Below are 13025 nucleotides of genomic sequence, written 5' to 3'. Positions count from 1 at the left end.
CTGCCTAAAAATTATTGTTTTGTGAAGCACGAGTTCTACTATGGGTTTGGCTATAGACATATGGTTTAAATGACTATAACCTTATAGTTAAGATGATAGCTGTCGGTAATTGAACGTCATCATCACATTTTTTTGGCACAATAGCACCTAAGGTAAATTACTGGTGTGTCGATTTAATTATCTATTGAATAGGAACATCTCTGCATTGAATGTATTGACGCAAAATTTGACAGTCCCGGTAGAGTCCAAACGTGAGTTGGCGAAGGCCAAGACTCGGCGTGCGTTGTTAAAAAGTGCCTTGCGATTATACAGCTTGGAAGGTGCTCAAGGCATGAGTATGAATAAAATTGCCAAAGGTGCAGGTATTGCACAGCCGAGTTTTTACAATCATTTTGAGAGTTTAGAAGCGCTACAGAATGAATTGAGTGCCCAACTAAAAGACAACTATCTGTCACCGATGCGACTGGCATGGGTCAATATGCTCAAAGATTATGATGTCTTGAGTAAAGATCAGTTTAATCAGCAATGTCGACAATGTCTGATTATGATTTTTGATTCTGCATTTGAGAATATCGCGCTGTTTCAGCACTTGCTTGAAGATCGTCCTAGGTTTAGTGACAGTATAGAAAGCCAGTCTTCACTAAACAATGGACTGGGCAATTTAATTACTGAAATACAAGAAGAATGGACAGAGATATTTATTCAAGGATTGCAGTTATCCAATCGTTCTTGCGAGCGCAGTGCTGTCAATCTATGCGTTGACATGGCGGCGGCACAAGTACATGAGTTGATATTGGGCTGTCATCAGCAGCGTTACTCAAGACAACAAGCGATTGCCACATTGAGTATCAGCTTTGATGCACTGTTCGCCAATTTTTTGCACGGAAGCAATACTGGTCAGTAGTGATAATAAGTAAAGTTTATTGTCATGAAATCTAGAATTAAAAAACACAACAGGGAGAGTCACTATGGCCACAACCACGGCTGCACCAAGGTTAGGCGAAACGCAAACGCATTTTAGAACGTGTACATTGTGCGAGGCAATGTGCGGTGTCGAAATAAAACATGATGGCGAAAAAGTCTTGTCGATCAAAGGGGATAAAAATGACCCCTTTTCACAAGGTTATATTTGTCCGAAAGCCACCGCTCTGCAAGACTTGCATGAAGATCCTGACCGTTTACGTCAGCCTGTAGAGAGAACGGCAGATGGTTGGAAATCTATTAGTTGGCCAAAGGCGTTGGATAAAGTTACTGCAGGTATTCAGTCCATACAGCAAAAGTACGGCCAAAATGCGTTGGGTGTCTACTTGGGTAATCCTAACGTACACAACATGGGTGGTATGTTGACCATCAAACATCTGCTTAACAGCTTAAAGACGCGTAGTCGTTTTTCTGCCACCTCCATTGACCAGTTGCCACATCATATTATTAGCATGCATCTATTTGGTCATATGCTACGTATTCCAGTTCCTGATGTAAACAACACACAATACATGCTTATCATCGGTGGTAATCCGTTGGCTTCTAACGGCAGTATCATGACTGCGCCAAACATGCGTCAAAAGCTAAAAGATATTAAGGCTCGTGATGGTAAGGTGGTGGTAGTTGATCCAAGACGTACCGAAACCGCAGACATCGCAAGTGAACACCATTTTATTCGTCCAGCGACGGACGTGTTGCTACTATTGGCTATGCTCAATGAAATCTATACGCAAGGCTATGCGAAGCTCGATAGCAGAGTGGCTGCCTTGGCACCAGAGATAGATCGACTTGCTTTGTTCGCTGAACAATATACGCCTGAGTCAGTAGCAGACATCACGGGCATTACCGCAGCTGAAATCAAACGTATCGTCAAAGAGTTTTGTGAAGCAGAAAGCTCAGTTTGTTATGGCCGTATGGGTATTTCAGTACAAGAATTTGGTTTACTTAGCCAGTATTTATCTATGGTCATTAATATCGTCACGGGTCGTTTAGATGAAGTGGGCGGGTTGATGTTCCCGAATCCTGCTGTCGATGTTGTGAATAGTTCAGGCCCAGGCTATCTGGGTAAGCGTCATAGCCGCGTGAGCAACTTGCCTGATTTTAATGGTGAGTATCCAGTAGTAGCAATGGCAGATGAGATGCTGGTGGAAGGGGAAGGCCAACTAAAAGGTTTTGTGACAGTTGCAGGCAACCCTGTCCTTGCGACGCCAAACGGTGAAAAGCTGGATGAGGCATTATCACAACTAGAGTTTATGGTTTCACTGGATTACTTTGTGACTGAGACCAGCCGCCATGCCAATATCATTTTGCCACCTGTATCACCATTAGAGCGTGATCATTATGACATTACTTTTAACGGTTTTGCTGTGCATAATGTCGCCAAATACTCTCCTGTTTTGTTTGACAAAACAGACGATACCAAACATGACTGGGAAATTTATCTAGAGCTGGCAGACCGCTTAGACAAAGATGCGCCAGAAGCAACACAAAAGGAGCGTGCCGCGACAAAAGCATTTGGTCCTAAATTTTTGTTAGAGCAAGGTCTAAAATATGGACCTCATAAAGACGTGACATTTGAAGCACTTGTCGAAAATCCGCATGGTATCGATTTGGGTCCATTGCACCGTATGTTGCCAGAGGCTATTAAGCACGCCGACAAACAAATTCATCTTCATGTTGATTTTTATCAGTCAGATTTGGTTCGTGTTAGAGAAATGGTGCAACAGTACAACAGTGATGAGATTTTGCTAATTGGTCGTCGTCATGTACGTAGTAATAACTCATGGTTGCACAATAGCCATCGTTTGGTAAAAGGTAAGTCTCGCTGTACGTTGATGCTGCATCCGCAAACGGCAGCGCAACATGGCATTGTAGATGGTCAAGATGTCAGAGTGACTTCTCGAGTGGGTAGCGTCGTCATTGCAGCAGAAGTGACTGATGAGCTGATGCCAGGCGTGGTCAGTATCCCGCATGGTTTTGGTCACGGACGCAAAGGGGTTAAACAAAAGATTGCCCAAGCGCATGCAGGTGTTAGCGTTAACGATTTGACCGATGAGACGTTAATTGACCAATTGAGTGGTAACGCTGCAGTCAATGGTGTACCTGTACAACTAGAAGCATTGGATATGAGTGCAGATAGTGTATCTGCTGCTACAGAGACTATAGCGGAAGGTACACTAGCATAAAGGTAAATTAATTTTTGAGAAAAAAAAGAAGGCGTTCATATAAAATGAGCGCCTTCTTTTTTATAGATACTCTTAGAGCATGTTGCTATACCTATTATCGATCTTAGCGAATTAGATACTCATACCCACGAAATCAAAATCCACGTTAGGGGTCTCACCTTGGATTAATAAGCTCAGGGCCTTTGCAGAGCCGCAAGAATGTGTCCATCCCAATGTACCATGACCAGTGTTGAGCCATAAATTGTCAAAAGTGGCTGAAGCGTTATGACTACCGTGCTTGACTTGGCCACAGTGTGCGCGACCAATCAGGGGTACGTTTGATGGGGTCATTGGGCGTAGTCCTGTCCAATATTGCACAGAGTTTGCAATAATGCCTTTTGGAAATAACTGCTGCACACGGCGAGTAATGGCCTCACAGCGTGTGGTATTTAAGTCTAGGTTATAGCCATTGAACTCTGCTGTACCAGCAACTCGCAATTTGTCACCCAGTCGTGAAGTGACCAGTTTGAATTCGTCATCAATCAGACTGACAAAGGGTGCTAAGTGCGGCGCACGCGGATTCACCGTATATGTAGCGGAGTAACCTTTTGCTGGAAAAATAGGCACATGGATGCCCAATGGTTTTAGTAGAGGTACGCTATAGCTACCAAGCGCGACCACATGGCTATCGGCCGTAAAGGTCTGCGCGTTTTCACCTTTTGGACGGATGGTAATGCTATGTACATGCGGACGGGCAGAGCCAGCATCAGTGTTGAGTGCTAAAATCTCGGTATCATATAAAAACTGTACACCAGTATCGATACAGCGCTGCGCCAAACGTTGGGTAAATAAATGTGCATTGCCAGACTCATCACGACTGGTATAGGTCGCTCCAGTGAGCTTATGCGCAATTGGATAAAGTGCTGGTTCTAAATTGACAGCGTTATTGATATCAATCACATGGCGCTCACAACCGAGGGCTTGCATGCGTTCAGTTGGCTCGATAGCGGCATCAAACTCTGCCTGATTGGTATAAAAATGCATAATACCGCGTGTTTGTTGCTCGTAGTCGATACCGATATCCGCGCGCAGCTGTTGTAAAGTATCTCTGGAATATAGACCTAAGCGCACCATTTGTACGAGATTGGCATCGGCTCTATCGGCGCGACACTCTTGCAGAAATTGCATGGCCCATTTGAGCTGCGCTTTATCTGCCCGCAATCGGTAGAGGAGAGGAGCGTCTTCTTTAAACAGCCATTTGAGCGCTTTCATTGGGGTCGCAGGGTTGGCCCAAGGCGTGGCGTGTGAAACAGATATTTGACCGCCATTGGCAAATGATGTCTGCATACCTGCTGCTGACTCACGCTCAATCACAGTCACATCATAACCTGCTTGACGTAGATACCATGCGGTGGTCACGCCCACCACGCCTGCTCCGAGTACCGCAATATGTGCCATAGGATTCTCTATGCTCATGTTAATTATGACGGTAGCTCTATATTAAACTACCACCACCTTTGCTACGTCACTTGCTTGATTCGATTTCTATTTTTACTTAGGGCGCGCAACATCTACTTGTAGTGCAGCTGGCAAGTCCAATATGCTCAATTCGCTTTCTGCCAACTGTTCAGGACGTGCCACGACCAAAGCGGTGAAGCCATCGTCATTTTTCATCGCATTGACCACTTGGATTTTATCGATCTTGTCACCTGCGCTTGGTGCTTCACCGGTGCCTTGCACATAGTGTAAAAATGCTTTGGGCGCAGATTTAAAGTAGATGCGAGCGATGACTTCTTGACCTAAGTAGCAGCCTTTATCATAGTCCATACCGCCGCGCTGATGTAGACGCAGCTCTTGTGGTTGGAACTCACCTTGAGTCGCGGCCACGATCCAATAATTACCAGTGGCTAGGCTGCACGCCATCCAAGCCTGTGTATCTTCATCGGTATTATGGTCATCTTTATGACTAAAAGTTGGCTCATCTGCTAGCACGCAAGGATAAATTGCTGCTGGTGCACTGGTTTTAAATTTAGAAAACGCTCCGTACTTATTAAGATGTGCTTGTAGAGAGTCAGCACAATCAGCACTAATAACCACATCATAATATTTTTCGGCCTGTTTTTTGATCCAGATACCAAACTCAATACGGCCTTTTAGGTTACCGATGGCGGCTGCCTGATAGCTGAGCCCGAGCTTGGTAACGTCACAAGTTAATTGCCCTTGCAAGAATTTTTCGGCGTCCTCGCCTTGGATAGTTAATTGTGAAAACTGCGGTACGGCTGCTAGATTTGAAGACTGAGTCATTGTTATTATCCTTCTGATAAGAGCTTACTTATTAATAATATAGTGGGTAAATCGAAGTGATAAAAATTTATATGGTCGCTTTTATCATTGACAGTATTTATGCACATAAATTTAAATGAGGCTAAGAAGAGTACCACAAAAAACCCTGCCATAAAAAACGTCACCAATAAGCGATGAGTTAAGTGTTAAATTGGGCATAGCGTTTGATTTTCAACCGTACAAATTGGTTAAAGATGATGAGTTACGGTACAATATCAGCTCTACAATGAACTTAATATACAACGGCTGCCGAGGAAATAATGAGCTTACCAAATTGCCCTAAATGTGATGCTGAATATACGTATGAAGATGGTGCGTTACTAGTATGTCCTATGTGTGCTCATGAATGGACTGCGGCTGAGACTGATGCAGCACTAGCTGAAGAGCAAGATGCAGTTATACGTGATGCCGTTGGCAATGAACTGCAGGATGGTGATGCGGTGACTGTGATTAAGGACCTAAAAGTCAAAGGCTCTTCAATTGTGATTAAAGTAGGGACAAAAGCGAAAAGTATTCGCCTGTTACCAGATGCGACTGACGGTCATGATATTGACTGCAAGCTTGATGGCTATGGCCCAATGAAGCTTAAGTCGTCTGTCGTCAAAAAAGCTTAATAGCAAAACTTGCTTGAAAGATTTGATAATAAACAAATATAAAATAAACGACAGTATAAAAATACATCAGCTATAAGATATAAAGTTTATCAAATATAGCGTTTATAAAACATATAACCTACAAGTAGAGAATAATTATGAGTACAAAGAACGAACAACTGTTCGCGCAAGCCCGTAAACATATCCCAGGTGGCGTCAACTCGCCAGTTCGCGCCTTTGCAGGGGTTGGTGGTACACCAATCTTTATGCATCGTGCCAATGGCAGCAAGATTTATGACACTGAAGACAACGCCTATATCGATTATGTTGGCTCTTGGGGTCCAATGATTCTGGGTCATGCACATCCAAAAGTCATCGACGCGGTAAAAAAAGCGGCAGATGATGGTTTGAGCTTTGGTACACCAACGCCGTTTGAAACTACGGTTGCTGACAAGATTTGTGACATCGTACCGAGCGTTGAGATGATTCGTATGACCAGCTCTGGTACCGAGGCGACCATGAGCGCAATTCGCTTAGCACGTGGTTATACTCAGCGTGACAAAATCGTTAAGTTTGAAGGTTGCTATCATGGTCATTCAGATAGCCTGCTCGTAAAAGCGGGATCTGGCATGCTTGATATTGGTGAGCCAACGTCAAAAGGTGTTCCAGCTGACTTTGCTAAGCATACCATTACGATTCCTTATAATGATCCGCAAGCGATTAAGGACTGCTTTGAGAAATGGGGTGAAGAAATTGCCTGCGTTATCTTAGAACCTATCGCTGGTAACATGAACATGGTCATCCCAGCACAAGAGTTTCATGATACGTTGCGTGCAGAGTGTACGGCTAATGGCGCAGTATTGATTTTTGATGAAGTGATGACAGGCTTCCGTGTTGGTCTGGGCGGCGCACAAGCACATTTCGGTATTACTCCTGACTTGACTTGCTTTGGTAAAATCATTGGTGCAGGTCTACCCGTTGGTGCTTTCGGTGGTAAAAAAGAAGTTATGTCTTGCATCGCACCACTTGGCGGTGTCTATCAAGCTGGTACACTATCAGGCAACCCGCTAGCGATGCGTGCTGGTATCGCCATGTTTGAAGACTTAACCGCAGAGGGTTTCTACGACGAGTTAGCAGCGAAAGTTGATCGCCTAGTAGACGGTTTCCAAGCAGCAGCTGACAAACATGGTATTCATCTACGTACCAATAAGCTTGGCGGCATGTTTGGCATGTTCTTCGTTAAAGATAGCGCAACCGAAACACCAAAGAACTTCGATGACGTGACAGAGTGCGATATGGACGTATTCAATACTTTCTTCCACGGTATGCTAGATCGCGGTATTTACTTGGCACCGTCAGCTTATGAAGCGGGCTTTATGTCTATCAAACATAGTGATGAAGATATTGATGCGTCAATCAAAGCAGCTGATGAGATATTTGCAGAAATGGCAAAAGCATAATTTAGTCATTTAAGCTATTAGCTCGTTGAAAAGTCGCAGTCTAAAAAACCAGCAAGATCCTTTTGTGATCTTTGCTGGTTTTTTTTGTTTATTGAGATCTTATTTATAGTCATATTAGAAATGAGATAAAGTATTTTCGAAGATTGTTTGTATAACGGTTAACGTGACTGATGCTTATACAGTTCTTGCCTGGGCGTCCGAAAAATAGACAATAAGTTATGATATTCTGAGATAAACTCGGACAATCAAGCAAGGATGCAAACGAATGAATACCAGCACTTCTAGCAGTACCACGCCACTATGGCAAGCCACTTACGACCAATACGGCCTAGTTAACAATTTAGATGTATTGGAAGATAAGCAAAATCTTATTGACTTACTGCAACCAAAGATTGAACAACATAGTGAGCTACCAGCTTTTAGTATGGGTACGGCGACGCTCACTTTTGGGCAGCTAGATATTGCCAGTCGACGTTTCGCTGCTTTTTTACAAGCGCAAGGTGTTGAAAAGGGCGATCGCATTGCGGTACAACTGCCAAATATATTACAGTATGCCGTAGTGCTATTGGGTTGCCTACGTGCAGGTGTGGTACTGGTCAATGTCAATCCCATGTATACCCAATACGAATTGGCACATCAGCTCACTGATGCTCAAGCCTGTGGTCTAATCGTGCTAGATGGCATGAGCACTGCCTATGAGCAATTAGATGATACAGTCAAAGCACAGTTAAAGTGGGTAGTCAGATGTTCTATAGATCCTAGTGTTGCTGATAACGATATTGCCTTGCTTAGTCAGATTGGCTCAGTACAATCCTCGAACATAGATGAGCAAACACATGCCTCGACTGAATCGACAACTGAGTCATCAAAGCACAATGTAACGTTTGCGCATATTATGAAGACGTACGATACAGAAGATTTCAAAGCCGTTACGATCGAACGAGAAGATTTGGCTTTACTGCAATATACAGGCGGTACGACTGGCAAGCCAAAAGGCGCTATGCTGACTCATTACAATGTCATGGCCAATGTCTGCCAGTGCTATGCGATGTTTGGTACAACAATTGAAGCCAATCGTAGCGAGCAGATTAAAATACTCAATCCTTTACCGCTTTATCATATTTTTTCATTTACGGTCTGCGGCTTGCTTGGTCTTTATGGTGGCTGGGAAGATGTCTTGGTCACCAACCCACGCGATATCGATGGTTTAGTAAATACTATTGAACAGCACCAACCTCACGTTATCCCTTCAGTGAATACATTATTCATTGGTATGCTGCATCATCCAAAATTCGCTAGTCTAGATTTTAGTCGTTTAGCCTTATCTATCGGAGGCGGCACAGCGATTATCAAAGCGGTCTCTGATCAATGGCAGCAAGTCACTGGCATGATTATTAGTGAAGGCTATGGAATGTCTGAGACGGCACCCGTTATTTCTTTTAACCCGTCCGGTATTACAGAGTTCAATGGCAGCGTTGGATTGCCGCTTGCTTTGACAGATATTCATATCATTGATGAAAATGGGAACACGTGCTCAACAGGTACACCGGGTGAGGTCTGTATAAAAGGGCCACAGGTCATGCGCGATTATTGGCAGCGAGATAATGCGGATACTTTTACTTCAGATGGTTACTTTAGATCAGGTGATATTGGTGTTATAAATGACGAAGGTTTTTTGACACTTGTTGACCGCAAAAAGGACATGATATTGGTGTCAGGGTTTAACGTATATCCCAATGAAGTAGAGGCTGCGCTGACCGAACATCCTAAAGTGCTAGAAGTCGCTGTAATCGGGGTAGCAGACGACCATAGCGGAGAAGTACCAAAAGCATTTGTAGTCAAAAAAGATGCGAATCTCACCGTAGAAGAGCTACAAGACTTTGCGAGCAAGCGTCTAACTGGTTATAAGCGTCCACAGTCTTATGAGTTTATCGATGAGCTCCCTAAGACGGCAGTCGGCAAAATTTTGCGTAAAGAACTGCGATAAATTAGCAGTGTATTTCACTTATAAGAGTGACATCGAGATAATTCTTAAAATAAACAAAAACAGGGCTGCTATTTTTAGCAGCCCTGTTTTTGTTTATTTAACTTATATGATGGTTAATTTTTATCGCGCTTTATCAAATTTACGATCTCGCAAGCTTAGATTGCCTCGTAGCACATCGCTATACATACGAAAATCGCTGATAAAGCTTTTCAATGGAAATTTAAAAGAAGCGGGTTTGTTCTTTTCAAAGAAAAAATGTCCAACCCATGCACAGGCATATCCAGCGGCAATGCCTTTTACCAAATGCTTAGCTGAGCCAGTTTTGACAGACTTTGCCAGTCCTAATAAGCCAAAACTACTGCCTGCGAAATGCAATCGTCGGCAAGCTATATTTTGATGCTCATCTAAGTAAAAATCATAAAATGCCTGTTTGGGCGATGTTTCAGTTTTTATCATGTCTTTTTTAGCGCTACTGATAGGGGTTTCAGTATTTTGGGTAGCGTCTTTTGTGGTGGTCTGATTCATGTGACTAGCTTCCTTGCTGGTGAGTTTAAGAGCCATCAATCATAGATATTTTCAACCAAATAGTTAATGGTTTATGAGATCAGCTATACGGGTGAAAATTCTGTAAATAACGGTTTTTTATGATGATATTGATAGCTTTCAATGTAGCAAACCGATATGAGTAACACAAGCGCTAGATGCTGAGGTGATGCCTGTCAGCTCATAGGTTACTTCCTGATGTTTCCGCTACAGTTTTGCATTGCTTGCGAGTGGTTGGTATAAATGCTTTAATGACGAAATTGCCCTGATTTTTGTGGTTACTACTTTTTTCTATACATGTGATTTTATAACTATCTAGTACGTGATTTTGGTAAACTATCCACTCTCTCTAACACGGTGACGACTTGTCCTATGCCTATTGACTACCTTACGAATCCGCCAATTGGCGATGATGAAATGATGGCAGCCATCGATATTGGTTCCAACAGTTTCCATTTAGCTATTGCTCGTCTTGACCATGGGGAAGTGCGAAAAGTAGTTTCGATGTCTGAAAAGGTACAGCTCGCTGCAGGCTTAGATGAAAATAATATTCTAAGTGCAGCCGCCGAGCAGCGTGGTCTCGATTGTTTGAGTCGCTTTGTAGCGCGCTTGGACTCAGTACCACCAGAGCGCATTCGTGTGGTCGCGACCAATGCGTTGCGTCAAGCCAAAAACGCCAATGACTTTATTTCCCATGCCAATAAAATTTTACCAAAACCTATTGAGATTATTGCTGGCCGCGAAGAGGCGCGATTGATTTATTTAGGTGTGTCGCACACTAATGAGAGTAGTGACAAACGCTTGGTTATGGATATTGGTGGCGGTTCGACAGAGTTCATTATTGGTCAAGAGTTCAACCCATTATTGACTGAAAGCTTACAGATGGGCTGTGTTTCTTTTACGCAGAAATTCTTCGCTGACGGCCTGATTACTAAAGAAGCTTTTAGTAGCGCGATTTCAGGAGCGCGCAAAGAAGTCTTAGCCATCAATGGTCGTTATCAAAAGACGGGCTGGAGCAGTGTGGTTGGCTCAAGCGGCACAATCAAAGCAGTGCGTAACGTCCTCGTATCTAAAGGTTGGGCCGATGAGCAAGAACGCATTACTTATAAAGGCGTCAAAAAATTAGAGAAATTGCTGATTAAGATTGGCAATATTGATGACATCGATTTAGAAGGCGTCAAAGAACATCGTAAAGCGGTATTTCCTGCTGGCGTGGCAGTACTGCGCGCGGTGATGAAAGTGTTGGGCGTTGAAACCATTACTTACTCAGATGGCGCGTTACGTGAAGGCGTTATGTACGATATGCTTGGCCGTTTTGCTAGCGAAGATGTGCGTGACCGTAGTGTATTGGCACTAATTAAGCGCTATTCAGGGGACAAAAAGCAAGCCAAACAAGTGGTAAAAACCAGTCGCCATTTATTTGAACAAGTAAAAGACAAGCTGACACTAACCAATGATGATTGCGACTTGCTAAGACGTGCTGCCTTTTTGCATGAGATAGGGCTAGCGATCAGTCATAGTAGCTATCATAAACACAGTGCGTATTTGCTTGAGTATTCTGATATCCCAGGATTCTCGCAAGTTGATCAAAAACGTATGGCGCAGCTGATGCTTAATCATCGTCGCAAGCTCAAAGCCGATATGTTAGATCAGACCTGTCAGATTGGTGGCGATCAGTTGGTTTATCTCTGTTTGCTGTTGCGTCTCGCTGTACTGGCGCATCATAGTCGCAGTGATTATGTGCTACCAGAGTTAGAATTAAAGGTAGTCGCTGAAAACAGCTGGCAAATAACTTTAGCCGATAGTAGTGAGCATTACGCGTTCTTGCTCGCAGATTTGCGTACTGAGATTGACCAGTTTGCCAAATGGGGCATACAGCTTAGTGTGATTGAAGCTCAAGAGGCTGAGACACAAGAGGTTGAACAGTTACCATTGTAAGTATCGAGTTAAAGATTAACGTAACAAAAGCGGCGTTGTCGATAATGTCATGCCATATAAGATGTGCTACTATAGCTCCTATTGAGTTTACAACTGTACTTTCATTATCTGAATACGGATAACGATATTATTCTTAAACATAAATACATTAAGTATAATTATTAAAGGGAAGCGTCTATGAGCACTGTCTGGGATAGTGTGCAGCTTGCACGACACGCCAAGCGTCCATTATTTATGGACTATGTTAATCAGCTTTTTACCGAATTTGACGAGTTGCATGGCGACCGTGCTTTTGCCGATGACAAGGCCATTTTAGGCGGTCTTGCGCGTTTTGATGGTCAGCCTGTGATGGTAATTGGTCAGCATCGTGGTCGTAGCACCCGTGAGCGTATTGCTCATAACTTTGGTATGGCCAATCCTGAGGGCTATCGTAAAGTAATTCGTTTGGTCAAAATGGCTGAGCGTTTTAATATACCGGTGATGACCTTTGTGGATACCCAAGGTGCTTATCCTGGTATTGGTGCAGAAGAGCGCGGACAAGCGCAAGCGATTGCAGAGAGCATCGCTGTATTCTCTAGCCTGAAAGTGCCTGTGATTGTGACTATCATTGGTGAAGGCGGTTCAGGTGGCGCATTGGCAATTGGTGTCGGTGATAAAGTAAATATGCTACAAAACAGTATTTACTCAGTGATCTCGCCAGAAGGCTGTGCCTCTATCCTGTGGAAAACCGCTGAAAAAGCGCAGGATGCTAGTGAAGCGCTGAAACTAAACGCTATTAACCTTTATGAATTGGGTTTGATCGATGCTGTTATCGAAGAGGGTGAGGGCGCACATGTGCAGCCACAACCTGTGATGAATGCCTTAAAAGCATTAATTACTGAACAGCTCGATGAAATCAAAGATCTAAACCCTCAAGAACGTTGTGAGCTACGCTACGCAAAGCTAAAGTCTTTTAATTCAGAAGTGATGTTGCCTGCTTAATTAGTTGCTACGGCGCCTTTATTGTTAAATTGTT

10 protein-coding genes are annotated in these 13025 nt (G+C 43.4%); 7 read left to right on the top strand and 3 right to left on the bottom strand.

Annotated features, from left to right (window positions below; genetic code table 11):
* Positions 1-163 precede the first annotated feature (163 nt).
* A complete protein-coding gene (locus ACT3QR_RS02865; RefSeq protein ID WP_444519893.1) occupies positions 164-904 on the top strand; it encodes a TetR/AcrR family transcriptional regulator in 741 nt (246 codons plus the stop codon).
* Between the two features lie 64 nt (positions 905-968).
* Positions 969-3167 carry a molybdopterin oxidoreductase family protein gene (locus ACT3QR_RS02860; protein ID WP_444519892.1) on the top strand — a complete coding sequence of 733 codons (2199 nt, stop codon included), beginning with the start codon at positions 969-971 and terminating at the stop codon, positions 3165-3167.
* A gap of 111 nt (positions 3168-3278) precedes the next feature.
* On the opposite strand, the gene ACT3QR_RS02855 is transcribed toward ACT3QR_RS02860, so the two are convergent.
* Both ACT3QR_RS02855 and ygfZ read right to left on the bottom strand, forming a co-directional pair.
* Entirely contained in the window at positions 3279-4604 is a 1326-nt protein-coding gene (locus tag ACT3QR_RS02855; RefSeq protein WP_444519891.1) for a D-amino acid dehydrogenase, read from the bottom strand.
* Positions 4605-4697: 93 nt separating this feature from the next.
* Positions 4698-5450: a CAF17-like 4Fe-4S cluster assembly/insertion protein YgfZ gene (gene ygfZ / locus ACT3QR_RS02850; RefSeq protein WP_444519890.1), complete on the bottom strand. Its 753-nt coding sequence runs from the start codon at positions 5448-5450 to the stop codon at positions 4698-4700.
* 299 nt (positions 5451-5749) lie between these two features.
* Here ygfZ and ACT3QR_RS02845 point away from each other — a divergent pair, with 299 nt between their 5' ends.
* The 3 genes from ACT3QR_RS02845 (at position 5750) to ACT3QR_RS02835 (ending at position 9529) form a co-directional block, all read left to right on the top strand.
* Positions 5750-6103: a zinc ribbon domain-containing protein YjdM gene (locus ACT3QR_RS02845; RefSeq protein WP_427566095.1), complete on the top strand. Its 354-nt coding sequence runs from the start codon at positions 5750-5752 to the stop codon at positions 6101-6103.
* Positions 6104-6240: 137 nt separating this feature from the next.
* Positions 6241-7542, top strand: a complete 1302-nt coding sequence (gene hemL, locus ACT3QR_RS02840; protein WP_444519889.1) for a glutamate-1-semialdehyde 2,1-aminomutase — start codon at positions 6241-6243, stop codon at positions 7540-7542.
* A gap of 265 nt (positions 7543-7807) precedes the next feature.
* A complete protein-coding gene (locus tag ACT3QR_RS02835) occupies positions 7808-9529 on the top strand; it encodes an AMP-binding protein (RefSeq protein WP_444519888.1) in 1722 nt (573 codons plus the stop codon).
* A gap of 120 nt (positions 9530-9649) precedes the next feature.
* Here the strand turns inward: ACT3QR_RS02835 and ACT3QR_RS02830 are convergent, their stop codons facing one another.
* Entirely contained in the window at positions 9650-9985 is a 336-nt protein-coding gene (locus ACT3QR_RS02830) for an Mpo1-like protein (protein ID WP_444520098.1), read from the bottom strand.
* A gap of 459 nt (positions 9986-10444) precedes the next feature.
* Here ACT3QR_RS02830 and ppx point away from each other — a divergent pair, with 459 nt between their 5' ends.
* Positions 10445-12010 carry an exopolyphosphatase gene (gene ppx, locus ACT3QR_RS02825; RefSeq protein ID WP_444519887.1) on the top strand — a complete coding sequence of 522 codons (1566 nt, stop codon included), beginning with the start codon at positions 10445-10447 and terminating at the stop codon, positions 12008-12010.
* A 177-nt stretch (positions 12011-12187) separates the two neighbouring features.
* Positions 12188-12991: an acetyl-CoA carboxylase carboxyltransferase subunit alpha gene (locus tag ACT3QR_RS02820; protein WP_444519886.1), complete on the top strand. Its 804-nt coding sequence runs from the start codon at positions 12188-12190 to the stop codon at positions 12989-12991.
* Positions 12992-13025: the final 34 nt, after the last annotated feature.

Origin of the sequence: Psychrobacter sp. AOP7-B1-25 (assembly GCF_052376195.1) — a bacterium.
GTDB lineage: Bacteria > Pseudomonadota > Gammaproteobacteria > Pseudomonadales > Moraxellaceae > Psychrobacter.
The sequence above is the reverse complement of the archived record's forward strand: the minus strand, read 5'-3'. Positions and strand labels throughout refer to the sequence as shown.

Bases quoted from the DNA above. Each gene is read 5' to 3' on its own strand.
- ACT3QR_RS02860 (WP_444519892.1), top strand. From the start codon at position 969: ATGGCCACAACCACGGCTGCACCAAGGTTAGGCGAAACGCAAACGCAT.
- ACT3QR_RS02855 (WP_444519891.1), bottom strand. From the start codon at position 4,604: ATGGCACATATTGCGGTACTCGGAGCAGGCGTGGTGGGCGTGACCACC.
- ygfZ (WP_444519890.1), bottom strand. From the start codon at position 5,450: ATGACTCAGTCTTCAAATCTAGCAGCCGTACCGCAGTTTTCACAATTA.
- ACT3QR_RS02845 (WP_427566095.1), top strand. From the start codon at position 5,750: ATGAGCTTACCAAATTGCCCTAAATGTGATGCTGAATATACGTATGAA.
- hemL (WP_444519889.1), top strand. From the start codon at position 6,241: ATGAGTACAAAGAACGAACAACTGTTCGCGCAAGCCCGTAAACATATC.
- ACT3QR_RS02835 (WP_444519888.1), top strand. From the start codon at position 7,808: ATGAATACCAGCACTTCTAGCAGTACCACGCCACTATGGCAAGCCACT.
- ACT3QR_RS02830 (WP_444520098.1), bottom strand. From the start codon at position 9,985: ATGATAAAAACTGAAACATCGCCCAAACAGGCATTTTATGATTTTTAC.
- ppx (WP_444519887.1), top strand. From the start codon at position 10,445: ATGCCTATTGACTACCTTACGAATCCGCCAATTGGCGATGATGAAATG.
- ACT3QR_RS02820 (WP_444519886.1), top strand. From the start codon at position 12,188: ATGAGCACTGTCTGGGATAGTGTGCAGCTTGCACGACACGCCAAGCGT.